This is a genomic window from Enterococcus italicus, from assembly GCF_023743875.1.
Taxonomy (GTDB): domain Bacteria; phylum Bacillota; class Bacilli; order Lactobacillales; family Enterococcaceae; genus Enterococcus_G; species Enterococcus_G italicus.
In genome coordinates, this window is the sequence record NZ_JAMRVB010000001.1 from 1583692 (window position 1) to 1607689 (window position 23998).

Here is a 23998-nt window from a genome sequence, read left to right on the forward strand (position 1 = left end):
GCATCTATGAGTGAAAACAACCAGCAGACGATCCCAGAAGAGATGCTGCTGCAAGCCGGATTTGGTCCTAAACGTGGCAAGCTGCGGGTATTTTTCGGTTTTGCTGCCGGCGTCGGAAAAACCTATACGATGTTAACCGAAGCCCATGAGTGTTTGCTCATGGGCAAAAATGTGGTGATTGGCTATATCGAACCCCACAAACGTCCCGATACCAATCGATTGCTTGAAGGGTTACCACAAGTACCATTAAAGCAATACCAGCACAAGCAATTGACCCTTTATGAGCCAGATATCGATCGACTGATCCAACTAAAACCAGATATCGTCTTGATCGATGAGTTGGCACATACCAATCCCATTGGTGCGCGAAACAAAAAACGTTACCAAGATGTTGATGAACTATTGCATGCAGGAATCACCGTCTACACGACCATCAATGTCCAGCATATCGAAAGTCTCAATGACATCGTGGAAAAGGTCACGGAAGTGGAAGTCAGAGAAACTGTACCCGACACCTTTTTCCAGCACGCCAGTTTACGAGTGGTGGACGTTGAACCAGACGAACTGATTGATCGGTTGGAACAAGGAAAAATCTATGCCGATGAAAATGCCAAGCAGGCACTAAAAAACTTTTTTACACCAGAAAAACTTGATCATCTGCGGGGATTAGCGATCCAAAAAGCTTCCAATCATATCAATCAAATGAACGGCGGTCGAAAACGAGTCCAAAGCAAGCTTTTGACGATCATTGATGATCGCTTGCCGAAAATGGCAGAGAAATGCATTCGTTGGACCGCCCGCTTAGCACAAGGAGTGGGTGCCGAATGGACGGTTATCCAAGTTCGATCGTTAGATGATACACCTACCGAAGTGCCATTGGCAGAGCGTTTGGGGGCAGAAGTTATCAACATTGAAGCGGATGACAGTTTTGAAACTATCGTAGAGTATGCCAAAATGACGGGTGCCAGTGACATTATCATGGGGAAACAGGTTTCTCAGAAGTGGTTCCAAAAATTGTTTGTCGAGGATTTAGAAGACCGCTTGATTCGGCGCCTTGATGACATTGAGATCCATTTGATTCCTTTTAAAGAAAAAATGCAGCGACCACGGCTGACGTTTTCGCAATTATTTGAAGGCGGTGGTCGAGATTTCACCTTGACCTTTGGGCTGATTATGCTCGCCACCTTAGTGACAGAAGGCATGCAGTACTTACATTTCGGCGATCAGAATTTGATGCTGGTTTATATCTTTTTTGTTCTCTTAGTGGCCCGTTACACGAGTGGCTATCTATGGAGTGCCATGGCATCGATCATTGGTGTCCTTTCTTACAACTGGTTCTTTGTCGAACCCTTGTATTCCTTGACGGTCTATAAAGCAGGCTATCCAATCACATTAGTGATCATGCTGATCGTTGCCTTGATGATCAGTAACTTGATGGTTCGATTGAAGACCCAAGCAGAAAATGCCAAGGAAAAAGAGCATCAAATGGAGATATTGTATGAACTGAACAAACAATACATGGAAACACGGAATGAGCAAGAAATCTATGAAAGTACGACCACCTATTTGGCACGATTACTCCAGCGAGAAGTGGCGTTATATGACAGAGAAGGCCATTTAAGAAGTCTGCATTCATCAAGAGAAACACTGTCTCAACTGACTGGCAAGGATGAGAAAGCCGTCGCTTTTTGGGTCGTGAAAAATCAAAAAGAAGCCGGTCGCGGTACAGATACGTTGATTGGTGCCAATGGATTTTACTTGCCGATCGTTTTAAACGGCAAACCACTAGGTGCCCTTGGGGTAGAACGCAACGAGGAGCATCAGTTGGCCAATAGTCAATTGAATTACTTGCGCCTTGTGATCACCCAAATCGCGACCGTGTTAGAACAAGTCTCTCTGGCGAGTGAGAAAGAACAGATTCAATTAGAAAACGAACGGGAAAAAGTCCGCAGCAATCTACTGCGTGCGGTTTCTCATGACTTGCGGACGCCACTGACGACGATTTCCGGTATAGCCGAAACATTGAGTGAAACCGAAGGCTTGATCAAAATGGAAACGAAACAAAAACTGCTAGGGGATATCCAAAGTGAATCCCAGTGGTTGATCCGTATGGTCGAAAACTTACTGTCGGTGACCCGCATCAATTTGACTAATATGGCGGTCAAGCGCAGTGAAGAACCGATCGAAGAAATTATCGAAGCGGTTTTGACGCACCTGAAAAAAGTCTATCCGCAACAAAAAATCATCGTGAAGATGCCCGATCAGCTGATTTTTGTCAAAGTCGATCCAATCTTGATCGAACAAGCTTTGTTTAATCTGATTGAAAATGGCGTTCGCCATGGAACCGCCGACACACCGATTTTCTTGCGAGTTTCTCAAGAGCAAGATGTGGTTATTGAAATCGAAAACCAAGGGGAGATTCCCTTAGGGCAATACCAAAAAATCCAGGCGAATTTGACCAATGATACCGAAGTGCCGGTGGATTCCAAAAATGGACTAGGCATCGGATTGAGTATCGTCAAAACCATCATCCATGCCCATGAAGGCAAATTAGCAATCGAAACGAAAGCCGGCAGTACGATCTTTCGTATTTATTTAAAACAGTAAGGAGGGAGAACATGCAGCGACATTTTTTATTAATTGAAGATGATTCGAATATCGTTGATTTTATGGAAGTCGTCTTGCAAAGAGAGCATTACAACTTTACGTCAGTCGGCACAGGCATGGAGGCATTGATGCTCTTGCAGGAAGAAACTATCGACTTCATTTTGCTGGATCTGGGCTTACCGGACATTGACGGCATGGAGCTGTTGAAAATCATTCGTAAGCGCATGAACACACCGATCATCGTGATCTCTGCCCGCAAAGATGAACAAGACAAAGTGCAAGCATTAGACCTCGGTGCCGATGATTATGTAACGAAGCCCTTCAGCACCAATGAATTGTTTGCCCGCATCCGCACTGCGCTACGGCACATGGAAACGGCTTCCTTTAGAAGCTCGATTCTGGTAAACAAGGAGTTAACGATCGACTTTGATAAGAAAATCCTGTACAAGAATAAAAAAGAGATTCATTTGACCAAAAATGAATATCGCATCATGGCAGTTATGTTCAAGAATTTAGGCAAAGTCGTCACTTATGATACATTGACCAGCGAAGTCTGGGGACCAATTGCAGCGGATGCACAAACCTTGCGAGTCAATATCTCCAACATTCGCAAAAAAATCGAAACCAATACGCTGCAGCCAGAATATCTGATCACGGAAATCGGTGTGGGGTATCGTTTGCGGGAGTATCCAACAGAAACCTCGATATAATATAATTCAACCACGAAAAACCTCATCCTAAATCTCAGGATGAGGTTTTTCGTGGTTGCTTAATTTGATGTTTGCGATAAAAATAAAACTCAATTATATGCAATTCGATATTCAAAATAAGCATTATTCATAAAAAAGTATAATTAAACCTGAATAATTCATACATTCTATTCGAATGCTCACAAATCGCTTAACAATAATCAAAACACTCATTTTTCATTTTCACCCATTAGGTGATGAAAAAAGAACTCCGTTCTGTTATGGTAAAGGTGCTTAAACCAACCAAAAGAAAGGAGTTCTTCTAATGACTAGTTTACATGACAGTCAAATGAAATTCAATTCAACGATGATAATTTCACACACAGGTGGCTGCTTATCCAGTGATTCAGGGTTAGTTCTAATGAAGGAGTTAATGGATACTCTTCAATTTTCAAAACTAGCAAAGCATTTCCTTCACATAGAGGACAAGCGCAATTATTATACACATGATAACGTGGAAATATTGGAACAACTTATCTTGCAATTGATTAGTGGTTATTCGGCTGATTCTTCAGCGAATATTTTAAGACAAGACCCTGTATTTCAAGCTATTTTAGGTAAGAAGCAACTAGCCTCTCAATCTTCACTTTCTCGTTTTTTTGATCGTTTTATGGAGAAAAATATTCATCAATTGCAAGCGTTAAATCAAGCATTGGTAGATCAAGTACGTTTGATTCGCAATAACACCGAATTAGTGATTGACATTGATTCCACTCACTCCGATACATTTGGACGTCAAGAACAAACAAATTACAATGCACATTATCAAACCTATGGATATCATCCGCTAGTTGCCTTTGATGGACTAACTGGTGACTTTTTAAAAGCAGAACTACGTCCAGGAAATCAATACACCTCGAAAGGAATAAAAGCGTTCATTGAACCATTGCTATCTCATTATATTGAAGCATTACCTACTACAGATATACTCGTACGTGGTGATAGTGGGTTTGCAACACCAGAGGTGTATGAACCTTGCGAGAATACCAACAGTCACTACGTCATTCGATTGAAAAATAATAACAAGTTAAGCCAGTTGGCAGAACAATTTGTTCAATACGATGACAATCAAAAATGGGATGAACAAGAGGTATATTATTTTTCTTCCTTTTACCAAGCACAATCTTGGTCAAAACCTCGTCGTGTCTGCATACGATCGGTTCGCGAGAGTGGTGAACTTCTCTTTCATCACGCATTTATTGTGACCAATTTATCCAAAAATGTCTCACCTAAAGTTGTCTTCTCTCTTTATGAAAAACGCGGAACGATGGAAAATTTTATCAAAGAAGCCAAAACGGTTTTTTTTTGACAAGACAGATAGTCCACGTTTTGTAGAAAATCATACGAGAATGGTGATAAGCGTTCTTGCTTACAACCTTGTTAATTTTTTAAAAACGATTGCATTCAAAAAAATAGACCAAGGAATGACTATCCAGACGATTCGTTTACATTTTCTTAAAATTGCTGGAAAACTTGTTCAAACAGCCAGAAAAATATACCTTAAATTATCAAGCTATCATGTGCAACAAAACGAATTCTATGCAATTTTCAGGCGCCTAAGGCGGTGCCAATAAATCCTTCCTAACCTTAGAAAAAAAGGATGAAAAATCAAAGGGGTGGAGTCTGCCAAAAAACTGAATTGACTTTCACTTTAATAGCAATAGCCAAGAAAAGTAGAACAAAAAATTAAATTTTGTTAGAAATAGAGAGAACGTTTAAAGAAACGTCCGTTTTTTTTAAATAACTATTCAAAAAAATTAAGGCTATGAATTATTCAGGTATTTAGTTTACTTCTTAATTTGGAATCAAATAGTTTTTGACATCATTTTGACATCACTAACGCGTTTTTCTCACTATTCTCAAGGGAGACATGCAAAAAGTCCGCTATTTAAGCGGACTTTTGAATTTAATCTAAACTTCCTGTTGTTACTCCCACTCTGTTTTAAGGGTATGGCATATAAGCGAAAATGCTGTAATATCAAGGATTTTGGAAACGTATAAAATCGAATAAATTATATTTAAAAAAATAAAAAGTGCAATAAAAGTGCAGTATTTGCACCTAAGCAGACCTGATTAAATTCGAAATGGAATTCTAAACTCAATATTCATTTAAATGATAGACGTTCATAATGAGCGTCTATTTTTTATGCTTTGAAAGGTTGTGATACTAACAAATTTTTAAATGAATAAAGTAAGCCAAAAATATTTTATGTGAGAAAGGAACGATACACTTATGGAATTAAAATATGTCATTCCCAATATGGAAAAAACATTTGGTCAATTAGAATATGCTGGTGAAGGGAATATTGAACAACGTCGAGTCAATGGCAGACCAACTATTCTCTCTCGTAGCTACAATTTATACTCAACGATTCAACGAGCAGATGATATTGTTGTCATTCTTCCCTCCGAAGCTGGCGAGAAACATTTTGAATCCGACGAAAAAGTCAGACTCATCAACCCACGTATTACCGCAGAAGGTTATAAAATTGGCAATAGAGGATTTACCAATTACATTATGCACGCAGACGATATGGTGAAAGCTTAAGAAAGGAAAGGTGAAAAAATATGAGATTAGCAGAAGGTATTGTGATTGAAAAAGACCAGACATTTGGCACATTGAAATTTTCCGCTTTACGTCGTGAGGTTCGTATTCAAAATGAAGATGGTTCGGTTTCCGAAGAAATTAAAGAACGTACCTATGACTTAAAATCAAAAGGACAAGGACGCATGATACAAGTCAGTATCCCCGCTTCTGTTCCTTTGAAAGAATTTGACTACAACGCAGAAGTGGAATTAATCAATCCTGTGGCAGATACCGTAGCGACAGCTACTTTTCGAGGGGCAGACGTTGATTGGTACGTGAAAGCAGACGATCTTGTATTAAAAGGACAGACAAAACCTCATCAGAAATATAAAAAAGAAGCGTCCGAAAGTGAAAAATAGGTGTTGCTTATGACAAACACACCATTGATTTTGAAAGAAATTCCGAAAGATGAAGCCATTTCTTTTATTCGGCAATACCATTATTCAAAGATACTCCCTAGATTGTGTAAATACTTTCTAGGGATTTTTTCAGAAGAAAAATTATTAGGCGTTGTGGAATTAGGCTGGGGTACGCAACCCCTACAAACCATACGCAAACTCTTTCCCGACAGTTCCCTTCAAACCACAGATTATTTAGAAATTGGAAAGATGTGTTTTCTTCCAGAAATGAATCAAACCAATTATTTTGGCAGTCAAGCTCTTTCAGCTCTAATTAAGTGGTTGAAAGAACATACGGACTGTCATTTTTTATATACATTGGCAGATGGAATTGAGGGAAAATGTGGCTATGTCTATCAAGCGTCCAACTTCTTTTACTGCGGGTATTTCAAGACAAGTGTCTATCGTGATAAACAGTCATGGGAAAAGATACACCCTCGAAGTGCTCGCCTTTTATTAGAGGAAAATGCTCGTTTTGAACAGGTAGAGAAAAAGCATTGGCTTTCCCAGGCATTTTGCGAATACAAAGGGATTGAGAAAATCAATGGACGCATGTTTCGCTATCTCTATCCGTTGACAAAAGAAGCGAAAAAACTGTTAGGACACACGCTCTATCGACGTCATTATTATCCGAAAGAAAAAGATTTACGCTTTGAAAAGCGAATCGCTTATCGGAAATATGAAGCCATTTCTCAACCAACTTTTGATAAACAGGCTCGTATCTACAATACACAATTATTTTGATAGATGGAAAGGAGGATTTTTATGCCATTGCTTCATGACAGAGGAAAGCGAATCAAAGCCAACGATAAGGACTTGGTCTATCATTTTGTGCTGATTTCATTGCTGATAGTTTTTCTAGTCGTTCTACTCCCTTTTCATTGGAGAACGTTACAATCGGTGAATTGGCAAACAGTTCAGTTAGATACATTTTTCTATCAACTGCATACGCCATACTTTTGGAGCAGTATTCTCACTGCTTTTTTTGTATGCGGACTCATCAGCTGGCTCTATTATCACTATCGCATAGATTCTATAAAACAGTTAGAGCACCGTCAAAAGTTAGCTCGTATGATTTTAGAAAACCATTGGTATGAAGCCGAAGAAACTCAATCAGAGGGATTCTTTAAAGACTTATCCAGCAAGAAAACCAAACAACGAATCCGCCATTTTCCTAAAATGTATTACCGAATGAAAGATGGACTGATCCATATTCATGTAGAAATCACTTTAGGGAAATATCAAGATCAGCTCTTGCACTTAGAAAACAAACTAGAAACAGGCTTGTATTGTGAATTAGTGGAAAAAACGTTGAAAGATTCTTATGTAGAGTATGTTCTACTTTATGACACCATTGGCAATCGAATTGGCATTGAAGATGTGGTAGCTCAAGATGGACGTGTCAAATTGATGGAATCGGTCTATTGGGAGTTTGATTCTCTCCCTCACATGTTAATTGCTGGGGGCACGGGTAGTGGAAAATCCTATTTTATTCTCACATTGATTGAATCTCTCCTGCATACAAATGCGAAGCTTTATATTCTCGACCCTAAAAATGCTGATTTGGCAGACTTAGGAGCGGTCATAGATAATGTCTATTACCGTAAAGACGATATGCTGGCATGTATTAGTCAATTTTACGACGATATGATTGCCCGTAGTGAAACCATGAAGCAACACCCGAACTACAAAACAGGAGAAAATTATGCGTATCTTGGTCTACCTGCGAACTTCCTGATTTTTGATGAATATGTGGCGATGATGGATATGTTAGGTCGTGATAGTGCACAAGTTATGAATAAACTCAAACAAATTGTTATGCTCGGACGACAAGCAGGCTTCTTTTTAATTCTTGCCTGTCAGCGTCCAGACGCAAAATATTTTAGTGATGGTATTCGAGATAACTTTAACTTCCGTGTGGCTTTGGGTCGTATGTCTGAAATGGGCTTCGGTATGATGTTTGGAAGCGATACACAAAAACAATTTTTCTTAAAACCCATCAAGGGAAGAGGTTATGTGGATACAGGAAAAAGTGTGATTAGTGAGTTTTATACACCCCTTGTACCAAAAAGGTATGATTTCTTAGGAGAAATAGGAAAAGTCATTCAAAAAAAGCAATCTGAGCCTGTACCGCACGAAGTGAAAGGTACAGGTTCAGACTTGCTTTGATTGGTGTGGCGTTAGCCACGCCAATCCTTTAGCCCCCTCTACCTAACAGGGGGGCACAAATACAACTGAAAACAGGCAATTCTCATCAACCAATGTTGATGGTACAAGGAATTGCGGAAAATAGGAAAGATGTAAACTCAAGGGTCATAGTTTACATCTTTTTTAGATTGGAGGTTTGCGAATGGAAAACGAAAAAATTTGGATTAAGGAATTGAAAGAAAAGCGACTGGCTTATGGCGTTTCTCAAAATAAACTGGCGGTTGCTTCTCATATTACCAGACCTTACCTATCGGATATTGAAACAGGCAAGGCAGTCCCTACTCAACAGGTGAAAGAAGATTTACTGAACGCTTTGGAACGCTTCAATCCCGATAACCCATTGGAGATGTTATTCGACTATGTACGGATTCGATTCCCTACCAATGATGTGTCTCAAATTATCGGTGAGGTTTTACGCTTGAATATGGATTATATGCTACACGAAGACTTTGGCTATTATTCTTATCCCGAACACTATCGTTTCGGTGATATTGTTGTCCTAGTCTCTCATGATGTAAGTAAAGGGGTTTTATTAGAACTGAAAGGAAAAGGCTGTCGGCAATTTGAAAACTTTCTATTGGCTCAACATCGGAGCTGGTATGGTTTCTTTCAAGATTGCATGGAACATAAAGGTATTTTCAAACGCTTGGATTTAGCCATCAACGATAAAACAGGGATTTTGAATATTCCAGAATTGGCAAAGAAATGTAAACAGGAAGAATGTATTTCCGTCTTTCGGAGCTTTAAAAATTATCGCAGTGGTGAATTGGTTCACCGTGATGAAAAACCAGACATGGGAAACACCCTTTATATTGGCTCATTAAAAAGCGAAGTCTATTTCTGTATATATGAGAAAGATTATGAGCAATACGTGAAAAATGATATTGCCTTAGAAGACGCAGAAATAAAGAATCGCTTTGAAATTCGTTTGAAAAACGACAGAGCCACTCAAGCCATGAAAGATTTGTTGGAACATCAAAATGCAGAAAAAACAGCGTTTGAGATTATCAATCGTTATATTCGCTTTGCCGATAAGGACGAAACCAAGCGACGGAGTGATTGGCAAACCAATGAACGCTGGGAATGGTTTATCGGCAAAAATCGTGGAGCATTACGCCTAACCATACAGCCAGAACCTTATTCTTTTGAACGAACATTGAACTGGTTACATCATCAAGTCGCCCCTACATTAAAAGTCGCAAGCATTTTAGATATTCTCAACGGTACAACCATTATTTCCACCATGATTCATGAAGCCAAACTGACAGAAAAACATGAGAAATTAATTGAACAACAACATCTAGGCATGGAGGATTTGATTACATGAGCCTCTTAACAGAAGAATTAAAGAAGTTAGGGTTTCAAGCGTATATACAAAATACAGGGAAATATACGTCTCTCATTATTGAGGGAAAACGGCAAGCTGGTGATACCATCTATACCTATGATTTTTACAAAGTGAGCTTTTATAAGAATTATACCAGTCGAATAACTGTTTATGGAGAGCATTTAACTCCTTTTCAATTATTAAAGCGTGTAAAAAGCTATATCTACTATCGAGAAAAATATCTTAAGGAAAGGAGGACAATCACATGAATTTTGGGCAGAATTTGTACAACTGGTTCTTGGATAATGCACAGTCATTGGTATTGTTAGCGATTGTCGTCATTGGACTGTTTTTAGGTTTTAAACGAGAATTTTCAAAACTTATTGGCTTTTTGATTATTGCTTTAATCGCCGTCGGACTTGTGTTCAATGCAGCTGGCGTGAAAGATGTGTTATTAAACTTATTTAACCGAATCATTGGTGCTTAACAGATATTTTTCATGATAAAATAGGAAGTATATATTTTGTTATGAAAGGATCCATGAATATGTTTACAAATGATCAATTTAAATCTCTTTTAATTAAAACATTAGAAAGAAAGAGCTCTTCAAATTATTATGAAGGAGGTAACGAGATTGTTTCTAAAATGAAAATATCAGAGGTAACTTTAGATGAGACTAACGAGTTTACTTATTATAAAGGATACAAAAGGGATTGGAATACGCTTTGCACCTATCTTAAAATAAGAGCTCCTTTTGATGATTTAGACTTTTTTGAAAGTCATAAAGATTTGCTTACCCAGACAGCAAGCTCCATATATGATAAACAAGGTGATAATGTATTAGTGGATACTATTTTAGTACCACTTCCAGAGAATTACGAAGTAATTAACTTTAGTCAGTTGAAAATTAGTGATGTGATTTCACAAGCTATTGAAGACGCTGAGTCTTTCATGAGTAATGGTGAATATCAACGTGCCTTTGACAGAGTTCACACTGCTTTTCATGGATATTTAATTGAAATACTAAAAAAATATGAAATTACAGTTCCTAGAGACGAAAATCTATCTAAATTATATAGTAGGATACAACAATTAATTGAAAAAGAAATTCAACCTACTGAACTTGCTGATATAGTGAAGACAACGATAAGGTCATCAAATGGAATGATTAGCTCTCTTAATGAAGCAAGAAATAGGCATTCACTTGCACATCCTAATACAAATATTATTGGAAAGAGAGAAGCAAAACTAATAATAGGTATTTCAAGTACAGTTACAGATTATATTAGCGGATACCTTGATAAGTAGCGTCATTAACTGATTGCTACTTTTTTTTTGACTATATTTTATAAAAAGGATGTGATAAGAATTGGAATTGAAAGTCTATGTGGCAAATTTGGGACGGTATAATGAAGGTGAATTAGTTGGATCATGGTTTACTCCACCAATTGATGAGGAAGAAATGGCAGAAAGAATCGGTTTAAATGAGAACTACGAAGAATACGCCATACATGATTTTGAGCTTCCTTTTGATGTGGACGAATACACGCCAATTAGTGAAATCAACCGTCTATGTGAAGCCATTCAAGAAATCGAAGGTACACCTATTTATAATGAACTCAAAGAAATTCAAGGCATGTGGTTTAGTAGCTTGGAAGAATTACTGGAAAACAAAGAGAATATTCATTGTTATAGTGAATGTGATTCTATGGAAGATGTCGCCCGTTATTATGTGGAAGAAACAGGACAACTTGGTGAAGTACCTTCTAATTTACAAAATTATATTGATTATCAAGCTTTGGGACGTGATATGGAAATAGAGGGAAATTATCTTATCACCTCTCATGGAGTATTTGAGTATTCTAATTAACATGGATTACTCTAAACTAGCAATACTGCTATAATAATTTTATACGTTCTGAATTAAGGAGGATTGTTCAATTGGTAATAATAGATGTTTATGGGAAAATAACAAAAATAAAATTGTCAGATAAATTGAAACTATATATATCTAATGTTTCTGATGACTGGAAGGAAAGCATTATAGAAGACATGTTACAAGAAATTCGACAACAAAAAATTGACATGGCAGATAATTTGAAAAGGTATGGTAAAACATTTCAAACAGAATATTCTATATCTTATTTGAAAGAAATCGTTCACGCCAATGTTGAAGACTATACAAAATATAATTTAGATTCTATTGAGTCATGTCTTCAATGCCTTGTTGATAATATGATATGTCTATTCTTTGACTATGAATATCAGGATATGCCTTTTTTTGATTGGACAAGCAATTGCTTTGATGGTCGTTTTTGTGAAGAGGATTACGCTGAAAAAGTGATGTATTTTAGTAACTTTGTAAATCATGATATACAAAATGGTATTCATATGAACTGCATTTATACAAGTAATATGAATCCTAAAGAGCATACTAGGATATTATCAAATCTAAGTTTTAGAATTGATTCAAACTTTAAAGGGTGCAGGACTACAGACGACTACATTACGGAACTTAAAAAAATGGGCAACCGAATTGATTCTATACTAAAATCGGAAAACGATTATTACAAATTAGATTATATTATGAACGGGATATATAGTGATAATAGTTATAATCAAAATCATTATTTAAAGACTTTTACTTTGTTAGAACTTGTATTATTAAAACCAAATCAGAATACAAATGAAATTGACAAATTACTAATACCTTATCTTGATAAGAAATATGGAGAGGTTTCGAGTGAAGTAGCAAAATTATTAAGACAAATGAGAAATAAAATCGGACATGGTGATTTCAAAGGTTTTAACGAAAAAGCAGAAAAATTCGCTCAAAAATTTATGAAACACTTTCATTTTGACTATACAGAATACAGTAGATTAAATTGGGTATTACTTCATACCTGCTGTCTTTTAGATGATTTACTCAGAATAACTATTTTTCAACAATTAAAAGTCACAAAATAATTATTATTTTATAGAGCAATCACCTATTTTGATTGCTCTTTTTCTATTTTTACGGAAAGGACGTGAAGACATGAAAAAAATAAGAAGTTACACCAGTATTTGGTCAGTAGAAAAAGTGATTTATGCAATTAATGATTTACAACTCCCTTTTCCCATAACCTTTACACAAATGACATGGTTTATCGTTTCTTTGTTTGTCGTTATAATCTTTGGCAGTTTACCACCACTTTCCTTGATTGACGGAGCACTACTCAAATACTTAGGGATTCCCGTTGTCCTCACTTGGTTCATGTGTCAAAAAACCTTTGACGGGAAGAAACCCTATGGATTTTTAAAATCTATTATTACCTATGCTCTACGCCCTAAAATAACCTATGCTGGCAAACAAATACGATTAAATAAAGAAAAAATGAATGAATCAATCACGATTGTAAGGAGTGAACAATTAAATGGCACACCCCATTAAATATATCGAAGATAATCTCGTATTTAATCATGATGGCGAAGTATTTGCTTATTATGAATTAATTCCCTATAATTACAGTTTTTTAAGTTCCGATGAAAAAGTTCAAGTTCATGATAATTTCCGTCAATTGATTGCCCAAAATCGTGATGGTAAGATTCATGCCCTGCAACTAGCAACCGAATCAAGTATTCGAGCGACACAGGAACAATCGAAAAAAGAAATCACTGGACGATTAAAAGAGATAGCTTACGAAAAAATAGATGAACAGACCGAAGCGTTAGTTTCTATGATTGGTGACAATCAAGTGGACTATCGCTTTTTTATTGGTTTTAAACTCTTGCTGAATGAACAGGAAGTATCGGTCAAAAATATTGGCAAAGACATTCAAAAAGCATTTGCGGAATTCTTTCATGGCGTGAATCACAAGTTGATGGGCGATTTTGTTTCTATGCCTATGTCAGAAATCGAACGCTTTTCTAAAATGGAACAGTTATTAGAAAGTAAATTATCCAGACGCTTTCACATTCGCCCATTGGGGAAAGATGATTTTGGGTATATCATTGCCCACCTTTACGGTCAAACAGGGATTCCTTTTGATGACTACGACTACCATTTACCCAAACGATATGAAGATAAAAAAGTGTTGGTAAAGAAATACGATATTATTAAACCCACTCGCTGTTTAATCGAAGAAAAGCAACGCTACTTACGGATGGAACAGGAAGATACTACCACTTATGTGGCGTATTTTACGATTAACAGTATCGTCGGCGAATTGGATTTCCCCAATAGTGAGATTTTTTATTACCAGCAACAACAGTTCACTTTCCCGATTGATACCAGCATGAATGTTGAAATTGTTGCTAATAAAAAAGCTCTGTCTACCGTTCGCAACAAAAAGAAAGAATTGAAAGACTTGGATAGTCACGCATGGGAAAGCGACAATGAAACCAGTACCAATGTGGTGGACGCTTTAGAATCTGTCGACGAATTAGAAACCAACCTAGACCAAACCAAAGAATCCATGTACAAACTAAGCTATGTGGTACGGGTATCGGCAAAAAATCTGGACGAGTTGAAACAACGTTGTGATGAAGTAAAAGATTTTTATGATGATTTGTCTATCAAATTAGTACGACCTTTTGGCGATATGCTAGGCTTGCATAATGAATTTATTCCCTCAAGCAAGCGATATATCAATGACTATATTCAATATGTCACGTCGGATTTTTTGGCTGGTCTTGGTTTCGGAGCTACACAAATGCTTGGTGAAAATTCTGGTATTTACGTCGGTTACAATCTCGATACAGGCAGAAATATTTATCTCCAACCCAGCCTTGCAAGTCAAGGAATTAAAGGCTCTGTGACGAATGCGTTAGCGTCTGCTTTTATTGGTTCATTAGGTGGCGGAAAATCATTCTCTAACAATATGCTGGTCTATTATTCGGTACTCTTTGGCGGACAGGCAATCATTGTAGACCCAAAAGCTGAACGTGGCAAATGGAAAGAAACCTTACCTGATATTGCCCATGAAATCAATATCGTTAATCTCACGAGTGAGAACGACAATAAAGGGTTACTTGACCCTTATGTGATCTTAAAACTCCCGAAAGATTCAGAAAGCCTAGCCATTGATATTCTCACGTTCTTAACAGGCATTTCCAGCCGAGATAGCGAGAAGTTTCCTGTCCTGCGTAAAGCGATTCGGAGTGTCACTCAAAGCGAACAACGAGGGTTGTTATTGGTGATTGATGAATTGCGAAAAGAAGATACACCCATCAGCAATAGTATTGCTGACCATATCGAAAGCTTTGTCGATTATGATTTTGCCCATCTGTTATTCAGTGATGGCAATGTCACCCAATCCATTAGCTTGGAAAAACAACTCAATATTATTCAAGTGGCAGATTTGGTCTTACCCGATTCCAATAGCTCTTTTGAAGAATACACCACCATGGAATTATTAAGTGTGGCAATGCTGATTGTCATTAGTACCTTTGCTTTAGACTTTATCCACTCTGACCGTTCCATTTTTAAAATTGTTGACCTTGATGAAGCTTGGAGTTTTTTACAAGTGGCACAAGGAAAAGCTCTATCTATGCGTTTAGTTCGGGCAGGGCGTGCCATGAATGCAGGGGTCTATTTCGTTACTCAAAACGCCGACGATTTACTAGATGAAAAGATGAAGAATAATATTGGCTTGAAATTCGCCTTTCGTTCCACTGACCTAGTGGAAATCAAAAAGACCTTAGAATTTTTTGGCGTGGACAAGGAAGATGAAAACAATCAGAAACGCTTACGTGAATTAGAAAATGGACAATGTTTAGTTTCAGACATCTATGGTCGTGTAGGGGTTATGCAGTTTCACCCGATTTTTGAAGAGTTGCTTCATGCCTTTGATACCAGACCGCCTGTGCGAAATGAGGGGGAAAAATGACACAAAAACAAAAGAAATCTCTTCACTATAGTTGGATAACGCTCCTTTGTGTGGGCGTTATTTTACTTTTATTAGGCACGCTGGGCAATGCAGTACAAGCAACAGGCTTAGTTGATGAAACCATTGATACAAGCAACGAGTATTCCAAGTATGGTTTAAATCATTATCAGCTTGATTATTATGTGGACAATAGCTGGGGCTGGCTGCCGTGGAATTGGAGTGACGGCATAGGGCAATCAGTGATGTATGGACTGTATGCCATTACCAATTTCATTTGGACGATTTCTCTTTATCTTTCCAACGCCACAGGCTATTTGGTCAAAGAAGCCTACGCCTTGGATTTCATTAGTCAAACGTCTCAAGCGATTGGTGAGAACATGCAGACCATTGCAGGGATTACACCGAATGGCTTTTCCAGTTCGGGTTTTTATGTCGGCTTCCTTCTTCTTTTTATTCTGATTGTTGGAATCTACGTTGCCTATACAGGACTGGTGAAACGAGAAACGACCAAAGCTATACGAGCTGTGTTAAATTTTGTGGTGGTGTTTATTCTATCAGCTTCCTTTATTGCGTATGCTCCCGATTATATTGCGAAAATCAATGATTTTTCCAAAGATGTGAGCACTGCCAGTTTAGATATTGGGACAAAGATTGTCCTTCCCGATACGGATAGTCAAGGCAAAGACAGTGTGGATATGATACGTGATAGCCTATTTTCTGTTCAAGTCAAGCAACCGTGGTTATTACTTCAATATGGCTCAACCGATATAGAAACCTTAGGTGAAGACCGTGTGGAAAAGTTATTGGCTACCAGTCCAGATACAAACAATGGTGAAGATAGAGAAAATGTAGTGATTGAAGAAATTGAAGATCATGACAATACCTATTTAACACTCCCGAAGACCATTTCCCGATTAGGAACGGTCTTCTTTTTGTTTGTATTCAATATTGGTATCTCGATTTTTGTTTTCCTTCTAACAGGAATCATGATTTTTTCGCAAGTGCTATTTATTATTTTCGCTATGTTTTTGCCAATCAGTTTCCTATTAAGTATGTTGCCGAGTTTTGATGGCATGGGCAGGCATGCCATTACCAAGTTATTTAATGTGATTATGACAAGGGCTGGTATTACCTTGATTATTACCGTTGCCTTTAGTATTTCCACTATGCTTTATTCGCTGTCAGCAAGTTCTCCCTTTTTCATGATTATGTTTTTACAAATTGTGACCTTTGCAGGGATTTATTTTAAACTGGGCGATTTAATGAGCCTATTCTCTTTACAAAGCAACGACTCTCAAAACATGGGCAGACAAGTGTTTCGCAGACCTCGTCAAATGATGAATCGACAAACCAGAAGATTTCAACGCAGTATGAGTAAGATTTTTCGTGGAAAAGCAGGGTCAACGAAGCAAAAGACAATGACAACAAAGCAGAATCAAACCAATAAAGCTAACCATACTCGTCAAAATGAACGGACTACACCAAAGAAAGAAACAGCACTTTCCAATGTGAAAAAGCAACAAGGCGGTATCGGGCAACGATTAGGTGAAAAGACAGCCCATGTATTGGACACGAAAAATCGTCTAGTCAATAAAAGAAAGCAGGCTAAACAACAGATACAGGCGACACCAACCCATGTCAAATATGCCCTTCATCAAGGAAAAGAGAATGTCACTCATAATGTAACAGACTTTAAACAATCTATGGCAGATACCAAAGCTCAACGCAAACAACAGCGTATGAACCAGCAGGAGCAAAAACGAAAGAACATTGCTCAAAAGCGTTTGGAGCTGGATAAAGCAAAAGAAAAAAGACGAAAAGAAAACCCATCATCTCCTGTTCAGAATAACCAGCAGCATGTTCGCAAGCGTCAGCAAACCGTCACGCCTGTTTTGTCACAAAACACTAAACGTGAAAATCATCAGCGACCATTGAAAAAAGAGCAAAAACAAAAGACACCACCGAAGCAATTCAATCAGAGGAAGCTAAATAAAAGAACGGATAAGCGAGGACAACAAACATGAAGCTAAAAATAACAGTGATTTGTAGTGTGGTCTTCTCTCTCTTCTTTTTTCTCTTATTATTCCTAGTCATTTTCTTTGCAGATGATACGGACAGTGGCGAAAACAACAAGGATTCTTCTATTTCACAAGGCGGTGTGACCGTTTCACCAGAAGTGTTGGCACACCGTCCGTTGATTGAAAAATATGGTAAGGAATATGGGATTGAAGACTATGTTTCTTATATCTTAGCCATTATGCAAGTGGAATCGGGCGGTACAGCAGAAGATGTTATGCAAAGTTCCGAATCTTTGGGTTTACCGCCCAACAGTTTGAGTACCGAAGAGTCCATCAAACAAGGGGTTAAATATTTCAGTGAATTATTAACCAGTGCAGAACAACAAGGAGTGGATATAGATTCTGTTATCCAATCTTATAATTATGGCGGTGGCTTTTTAAATTATGTGAGGAGTCATGGGAAAAAATATACCTATGAATTAGCCGAACAGTTTTCTAAAGAGAAGTCGGGTGGTCAAAAAGCAGACTATCCCAATCCCATAGCCATACCTGTGAATGGTGGTTGGCGATATAACTATGGAAATCAGTTTTATGTTCAGTTGGTTTCACAATACCTAACCGACACTTCCCCAACAGAATTTGATGATGAAACCGTGCAAGTCATTATGGACGAAGCCTTGAAATACGAAGGGTTTCCCTATGTCTTTGGAGGGGCGTCGCCTACCACCTCTTTTGATTGTAGTGGCTTAATACAATGGGTGTATGACAAAGCTGGCATTTCTCTCCCTCGTGTCGCCCAAGATCAGTATGACGCTACGCAAGAAATCTCTATGGAAGAAGCCCAAGCAGGCGACCTTATCTTCTTTCATTCAACCTATAATGCAGGCACATATGTGACTCATGTGGCGATATATTTAGAGGGAAATCGCTTTTATCATGCAGGCGACCCAATCGGTTATGGCGACTTAAGCAGTCGTTATTGGCAAGACCATCTGATTGGGGCTAGACGTGTTATTCATAACTAAGAAAGGAATGAATCAAATGATTATAAAAATCGAGCGAAAAGAAAAGAAGGAGAAACCAAAGAAATCTAAAAAACCGAGCAAGCAAAGAAAAGTTCCGATGATTAAAGTTGGCACGCATAAGAAATTAACCTTTGTTTTATGGGTTTTATTGATTGGTAGTGTCGGATTTGGAATCTATAAAAATTTTACTGCCATTGACACTCATACTGTCCGTGAAACAGAAATCATTAAACAGCAGATTGTCGATACCAACCAAGTAGAAAGTTTTGTGAAATCCTTTGCGAAAGACTACTTTTCGTGGCAACAATCCCAAGAAGCCATTGATAAACGAAATGAAAAATTGACCCATTATTTGACGGAAGAATTGCAGGTATTAAATGAAGAAATGATTCGTAAGGATATTCCTACTAGTTCTAGTGTGAACGATATACAGGTGTGGCAGGTTTCTCAAGTGAATGAGAACACCTTTGAGGTACTGTTTTCTGTTGAACAAGTTATTACCGAAGACAAAGACAAGGAAACTATATCGTCTAGCTTTCATGTGGTTGTCCATATAGATGAATCAGATAATATGGTTATTATCAAAAATCCGACAATGAGTAAGAAACCTCAAAAATCGGACTACCAACCCAAACAGCTAGAAAGTGACCATACAGTAGATACAGAAACGATGGACGAAATCACTAGCTTTTTAGAAACGTTCTTCCAGCTCTATCCTACCGCCACAGAAAAAGAATTGACTTACTATGTAAGTAATCATGTGTTACCTATGATTAACAAGGAATATGTTTTCGAGGAATTGGTGAATCCTATCTTTACCAGAAAAGATAACCAAGTAATCGTGAATGTCGCTGTGAAATATTTAGATCAAGAAACAAAGGCAACCCAAATCTCGCAATTTGAGTTGATATTAGAAAAACAAGATAATTGGAAGATTGTAAAATAACAAATATTGGTACATGATTACAGATACTTTGTAATCATGTACTCTTTTTGATAAAAAATTGGAGATTCCTTTACAAATATGCTCTTACGTGCTATTATTTAAGTGACTATTTAAAAGGAGTTAATAAATATGCGGCAAGGTATTCTTAAATAAACTGTCAATTTGATAGCGGGAACAAATAATTAGATGTCCTTTTTTAGGAGGGCTTAGTTTTTTGTACCCAGTTTAAGAATACCTTTATCATGTGATTCTAAAGTATCCAGAGAATATCTGTATGCTTTGTATACCTATGGTTATGCATAAAAATCCCAGTGATAAAAGTATTTATCACTGGGATTTTTATGCCCTTTTGGGTTTTTGAATGGAGGAAAATCACATGAAAATTATTAATATTGGAGTTTTAGCTCATGTTGATGCAGGAAAAACTACCTTAACAGAAAGCTTATTATATAACAGTGGAGCGATTACAGAATTAGGAAGCGTGGACAAAGGTACAACGAGGACGGATAATACGCTTTTAGAACGTCAGAGAGGAATTACAATTCAGACAGGAATAACCTCTTTTCAGTGGGAAAATACGAAGGTGAACATCATAGACACGCCAGGACATATGGATTTCTTAGCAGAAGTATATCGTTCATTATCAGTTTTAGATGGGGCAATTCTACTGATTTCTGCAAAAGATGGCGTACAAGCACAAACTCGTATATTATTTCATGCACTTAGGAAAATGGGGATTCCCACAATCTTTTTTATCAATAAGATTGACCAAAATGGAATTGATTTATCAACGGTTTATCAGGATATTAAAGAGAAACTTTCTGCCGAAATTGTAATCAAACAGAAGGTAGAACTGTATCCTAATATGTGTGTGACGAACTTTACCGAATCTGAACAATGGGATACGGTAATAGAGGGAAACGATGACCTTTTAGAGAAATATATGTCCGGTAAATCATTAGAAGCATTGGAACTCGAACAAGAGGAAAGCATAAGATTTCAGAATTGTTCTCTGTTCCCTCTTTATCATGGAAGTGCAAAAAGTAATATAGGGATTGATAACCTTATAGAAGTTATTACTAATAAATTTTATTCATCAACACATCGAGGTCCGTCTGAACTTTGCGGAAATGTTTTCAAAATTGAATATACAAAAAAAAGACAACGTCTTGCATATATACGCCTTTATAGTGGAGTACTACATTTACGAGATTCGGTTAGAGTATCAGAAAAAGAAAAAATAAAAGTTACAGAAATGTATACTTCAATAAATGGTGAATTATGTAAGATTGATAGAGCTTATTCTGGAGAAATTGTTATTTTGCAAAATGAGTTTTTGAAGTTAAATAGTGTTCTTGGAGATACAAAACTATTGCCACAGAGAAAAAAGATTGAAAATCCGCACCCTCTACTACAAACAACTGTTGAACCGAGTAAACCTGAACAGAGAGAAATGTTGCTTGATGCCCTTTTGGAAATCTCAGATAGTGATCCGCTTCTACGATATTACGTGGATTCTACGACACATGAAATTATACTTTCTTTCTTAGGGAAAGTACAAATGGAAGTGATTAGTGCACTGTTGCAAGAAAAGTATCATGTGGAGATAGAACTAAAAGAGCCTACAGTCATTTATATGGAGAGACCGTTAAAAAATGCAGAATATACCATTCACATCGAAGTGCCGCCAAATCCTTTCTGGGCTTCCATTGGTTTATCTGTATCACCGCTTCCGTTGGGAAGTGGAATGCAGTATGAGAGCTCGGTTTCTCTTGGATACTTAAATCAATCATTTCAAAATGCAGTTATGGAAGGGATACGCTATGGTTGCGAACAAGGATTATATGGTTGGAATGTGACGGATTGTAAAATCTGTTTTAAGTACGGTTTATACTATAGCCCTGTTAGTACTCCAGCAGATTTTCGGATGCTTACTCCTATTGTACTGGAGCAAGCCTTTAGAAAAGCTGGAACAGAATTGTTAGAGCCATATCTTAGTTTTAAAGTTTATGCACCACAGGAATATCTTTCACGGGCATATAACGATGCTCCCAAATATTGTGCAAATATCGTAAATACTCAACTGAAAAATAATGAGGTCATTATTATTGGAGAAATTCCTGCTCGATGTATTCAAGATTATCGCAATGATTTAACTTTTTTTACAAATGGGCTTAGTGTTTGTTTAGCAGAGCTAAAAGGATATCAGGTTACCACTGGCGAACCTGTTTGCCAGACCCGTCGTCTAAATAGTCGGATAGATAAAGTAAGATATATGTTCAATAAAATAACTTAGTGCGTTTTATGTTGTTATATAAATATGGTTTCTTATTAAATAAGATGAAATATTCTTTAATATAGATTTGAATTAAAGTGGAAAGGAGGAGATTGTTATTATAAACTACAAGTGGATATTGTGTCCTATTTGTGGAAATAAAACAAGACTACGAATACGAGTGGATACTATACTTAAAAATTTCCCTTTATACTGCCCCAAATGTAAGAACGAAACTTTAATTAATGTTCAAAAAATGAATATAATAACAATCAAAGAGCCAGACGCCAAGACGCAGAGCCGATAATTTGAGAAATGAAACTCTCATCTTATCGGCTCTTTTTGTTTATCTGAATTTTACTGACTAGCCTTCAATATTTCTTGCTTCATTGATACCTTTTGCTAGTGCTTCCATTAAGGATAGTTCTTTGTCTGTAAAGCTATCCATGTATTTTTCTATCTGTAGCCTTCGAGTGCTTTTTATCAAATTATCTGTAGGTAAGAAAAATTCATCAATAGACACATGGAGTAATGATACAAGATCATAAAGCACCTGTGTACTTGGGTGTTGCCCTTTATTTTCTATATTTGTTAAATAACGTGGGTCAATTTCAATGATTGTTCCTACTTGTTCACGGGTGAGACCACGTTTTATTCGAGCCTCTTTAATCGCTAGACCAACGGCTCTAAAATCGTATTTATCTTCTTTTTTACGCATAATAAACCACCTCTATACATTTTACTGTTCCTATCCAAGTGGAAACAGGTATAGAAAAACGTGTTATGTAGTTTGTGAGTTCTTTTAAGAGCGCTATTATGCTTATGAATGTGATAAATCCAATCTCAAATAGAAAGGTCGCTGATTTTATTTACCCATACAACTATATAAAATTTAGTTATGCTGCTAAAAAGTAGATAAAATTGGCGACTGAATGGAGGTCACAGTCGCCATGAAAAAGATACGTCACTATCTAATTCTCTTAATTAGGTTCTTATCAAAAAAACTTACCCACCTACACTAGATAAATATGACCATCAATGTGGTTTTACAAATCGTATAGACAGAACAATTGAAGCGCATGAACAGAGAAAACAATCTGTTTATGTGTTTTTTTGGCTACTTCGTGAATATCTTTTAAGATTTTTCTTCACTTATGCAACAAATCCCCCTTTCGTGTCGGGACTTAGTATGAAGGGAGATAAAGAAGTACATGCCACTCCCTTTCACGACAGAAAGGGGGTGAAAAACATGAAACCATCTTCTTTTCAAGAAACCATAGAAAATCAGTTTGACTATATCTGCAAACAAGCCATTGAAGATGAACGGAAAGATTATTTCAAACATCTAAGCAGACTGTCCAAAAAAGAAGTTTCATTTTCTGAAATAGATAACTACCTTGTCACCTCTTTTTCTACGGTTGATACGTATGTCACTGATTTTCAACTATTCACATTGTATGGATTAAGAATCAATGTTGAAAGTGATTTGTTAAGCGAAGCCTTACGCCACCTTCCAGAGAACAAGCGGAACATCATTTTACTTCATTATTTTATGGATATGAGTGATGTGGAAATTGCAGAATTACTAAATGTAAATCGTTCAACAGTTTATCGTCATCGAATAAGTGGACTAGCCATGATTAAAGAATTCATGAAGGAGTGTAAAGAATGAAAACAGCCTATCCAAGGGTTCCCTTCCCCCTCATTGTAAAGGCGACAGATGGCGACGTGGAAGCAATTAATCAGATTGTTAAACATTATCGAGGGTATACCTCAAAACGTTCTTTGCGTCGCATGACAGACGAATATGGCAATTCTCATATGGTTATTGATGAAACCCTACGTGGCAGAATGGAAACAAAACTCATCACCAAGATTTTAGCGTTCGAAATTAAATAATCTCATTTTTTCGTGGAAGCGTGTTGAACCGTTCCACGCTTCCCGATTTGGGAGGTTTGTTATTCCATCAAAGCCTACTGTATGTTCAG

At 37.2% G+C, this 23998-nt stretch carries 22 protein-coding genes and 2 pseudogenes; 23 read left to right on the plus strand and 1 reads right to left on the minus strand.

The genetic code is table 11. The features are described from left to right. Window positions 1–6: 6 nt before the first annotated feature. The 21 genes and pseudogenes from NE257_RS07725 (at window position 7) to NE257_RS07825 (ending at window position 22317) form a co-directional block, all read left to right on the plus strand. The gene (locus NE257_RS07725) at window positions 7–2607 is read left to right on the plus strand and encodes a sensor histidine kinase (RefSeq protein WP_251851990.1); all 2601 of its coding nucleotides are present in this window, start codon (window positions 7–9) and stop codon (window positions 2605–2607) included. An 11-nt stretch (window positions 2608–2618) separates the two neighbouring features. Then, the gene (locus NE257_RS07730; protein ID WP_251851991.1) at window positions 2619–3317 is read left to right on the plus strand and encodes a response regulator transcription factor; all 699 of its coding nucleotides are present in this window, start codon (window positions 2619–2621) and stop codon (window positions 3315–3317) included. Window positions 3318–3621: 304 nt separating this feature from the next. Then, a pseudogene (locus NE257_RS07735) lies at window positions 3622–4930 on the plus strand (IS1380 family transposase). Window positions 4931–5589: 659 nt separating this feature from the next. After that, window positions 5590–5904: a YdcP family protein gene (locus NE257_RS07740; protein ID WP_000421280.1), complete on the plus strand. Its 315-nt coding sequence runs from the start codon at window positions 5590–5592 to the stop codon at window positions 5902–5904. 20 nt (window positions 5905–5924) lie between these two features. Beyond that, window positions 5925–6302, plus strand: a complete 378-nt coding sequence (locus tag NE257_RS07745) for a YdcP family protein (RefSeq protein WP_001234189.1) — start codon at window positions 5925–5927, stop codon at window positions 6300–6302. Between the two features lie 9 nt (window positions 6303–6311). After that, window positions 6312–7085, plus strand: coding sequence for a Mom family adenine methylcarbamoylation protein (locus NE257_RS07750; RefSeq protein WP_000185760.1), 774 nt, complete (start codon window positions 6312–6314; stop codon window positions 7083–7085). A 21-nt stretch (window positions 7086–7106) separates the two neighbouring features. Beyond that, window positions 7107–8510 (plus strand): FtsK/SpoIIIE domain-containing protein, encoded by a 1404-nt coding sequence (locus NE257_RS07755; RefSeq protein ID WP_001130247.1) that lies wholly within the window; start codon window positions 7107–7109, stop codon window positions 8508–8510. Between the two features lie 181 nt (window positions 8511–8691). Beyond that, the gene (gene mobT, locus NE257_RS07760) at window positions 8692–9876 is read left to right on the plus strand and encodes a MobT family relaxase (protein WP_000426691.1); all 1185 of its coding nucleotides are present in this window, start codon (window positions 8692–8694) and stop codon (window positions 9874–9876) included. Beyond that, entirely contained in the window at window positions 9873–10145 is a 273-nt protein-coding gene (locus NE257_RS07765) for a hypothetical protein (protein ID WP_000055367.1), read from the plus strand. The genes mobT and NE257_RS07765 overlap by 4 nt, the downstream gene beginning before the upstream one ends. Further along, window positions 10142–10363: a hypothetical protein gene (locus NE257_RS07770; RefSeq protein ID WP_001009054.1), complete on the plus strand. Its 222-nt coding sequence runs from the start codon at window positions 10142–10144 to the stop codon at window positions 10361–10363. Before NE257_RS07765 ends, NE257_RS07770 begins: the two co-directional genes overlap by 4 nt. Before the next feature lie 59 nt (window positions 10364–10422). Then, complete coding sequence (locus NE257_RS07775) at window positions 10423–11184, plus strand: abortive infection family protein (RefSeq protein ID WP_000494842.1); 762 nt, start codon at window positions 10423–10425, stop codon at window positions 11182–11184. A 61-nt stretch (window positions 11185–11245) separates the two neighbouring features. Continuing rightward, the gene (locus NE257_RS07780; protein WP_000421245.1) at window positions 11246–11746 is read left to right on the plus strand and encodes an antirestriction protein ArdA; all 501 of its coding nucleotides are present in this window, start codon (window positions 11246–11248) and stop codon (window positions 11744–11746) included. 71 nt (window positions 11747–11817) lie between these two features. Next, window positions 11818–12843 carry a hypothetical protein gene (locus NE257_RS07785; protein ID WP_251886169.1) on the plus strand — a complete coding sequence of 342 codons (1026 nt, stop codon included), beginning with the start codon at window positions 11818–11820 and terminating at the stop codon, window positions 12841–12843. 70 nt (window positions 12844–12913) lie between these two features. Next, the gene (locus NE257_RS07790) at window positions 12914–13309 is read left to right on the plus strand and encodes a conjugal transfer protein (protein ID WP_000723886.1); all 396 of its coding nucleotides are present in this window, start codon (window positions 12914–12916) and stop codon (window positions 13307–13309) included. Continuing rightward, window positions 13293–15746, plus strand: a complete 2454-nt coding sequence (gene tcpF, locus NE257_RS07795) for a conjugal transfer ATPase TcpF (RefSeq protein ID WP_000941001.1) — start codon at window positions 13293–13295, stop codon at window positions 15744–15746. Before NE257_RS07790 ends, tcpF begins: the two co-directional genes overlap by 17 nt. Then, complete coding sequence (locus NE257_RS07800; RefSeq protein ID WP_251886170.1) at window positions 15743–17770, plus strand: CD3337/EF1877 family mobilome membrane protein; 2028 nt, start codon at window positions 15743–15745, stop codon at window positions 17768–17770. Before tcpF ends, NE257_RS07800 begins: the two co-directional genes overlap by 4 nt. Then, window positions 17767–18789, plus strand: coding sequence for a bifunctional lytic transglycosylase/C40 family peptidase (locus NE257_RS07805; RefSeq protein ID WP_000768374.1), 1023 nt, complete (start codon window positions 17767–17769; stop codon window positions 18787–18789). The genes NE257_RS07800 and NE257_RS07805 overlap by 4 nt, the downstream gene beginning before the upstream one ends. A gap of 16 nt (window positions 18790–18805) precedes the next feature. Continuing rightward, complete coding sequence (locus NE257_RS07810; protein ID WP_000584387.1) at window positions 18806–19735, plus strand: conjugal transfer protein; 930 nt, start codon at window positions 18806–18808, stop codon at window positions 19733–19735. Window positions 19736–20048: 313 nt separating this feature from the next. Continuing rightward, window positions 20049–20096: pseudogene (locus tag NE257_RS11765) on the plus strand (hypothetical protein); the annotation flags it as partial. Window positions 20097–20111: 15 nt separating this feature from the next. Beyond that, a complete protein-coding gene (gene tet(M) / locus NE257_RS07820; RefSeq protein WP_000691737.1) occupies window positions 20112–22031 on the plus strand; it encodes a tetracycline resistance ribosomal protection protein Tet(M) in 1920 nt (639 codons plus the stop codon). A gap of 118 nt (window positions 22032–22149) precedes the next feature. Next, window positions 22150–22317, plus strand: coding sequence for a cysteine-rich KTR domain-containing protein (locus NE257_RS07825; RefSeq protein WP_001803271.1), 168 nt, complete (start codon window positions 22150–22152; stop codon window positions 22315–22317). A 57-nt stretch (window positions 22318–22374) separates the two neighbouring features. On the opposite strand, the gene NE257_RS07830 is transcribed toward NE257_RS07825, so the two are convergent. Beyond that, window positions 22375–22728, minus strand: a complete 354-nt coding sequence (locus NE257_RS07830; protein WP_001227349.1) for a helix-turn-helix transcriptional regulator — start codon at window positions 22726–22728, stop codon at window positions 22375–22377. A gap of 531 nt (window positions 22729–23259) precedes the next feature. Here NE257_RS07830 and NE257_RS07835 point away from each other — a divergent pair. Together NE257_RS07835 and NE257_RS07840 are read left to right on the plus strand one after the other, a co-directional pair. Continuing rightward, window positions 23260–23682 carry an RNA polymerase sigma factor gene (locus tag NE257_RS07835; RefSeq protein ID WP_000804878.1) on the plus strand — a complete coding sequence of 141 codons (423 nt, stop codon included), beginning with the start codon at window positions 23260–23262 and terminating at the stop codon, window positions 23680–23682. After that, window positions 23679–23909: a helix-turn-helix domain-containing protein gene (locus NE257_RS07840; protein WP_000845144.1), complete on the plus strand. Its 231-nt coding sequence runs from the start codon at window positions 23679–23681 to the stop codon at window positions 23907–23909. The genes NE257_RS07835 and NE257_RS07840 overlap by 4 nt, the downstream gene beginning before the upstream one ends. Window positions 23910–23998 lie beyond the last annotated feature (89 nt).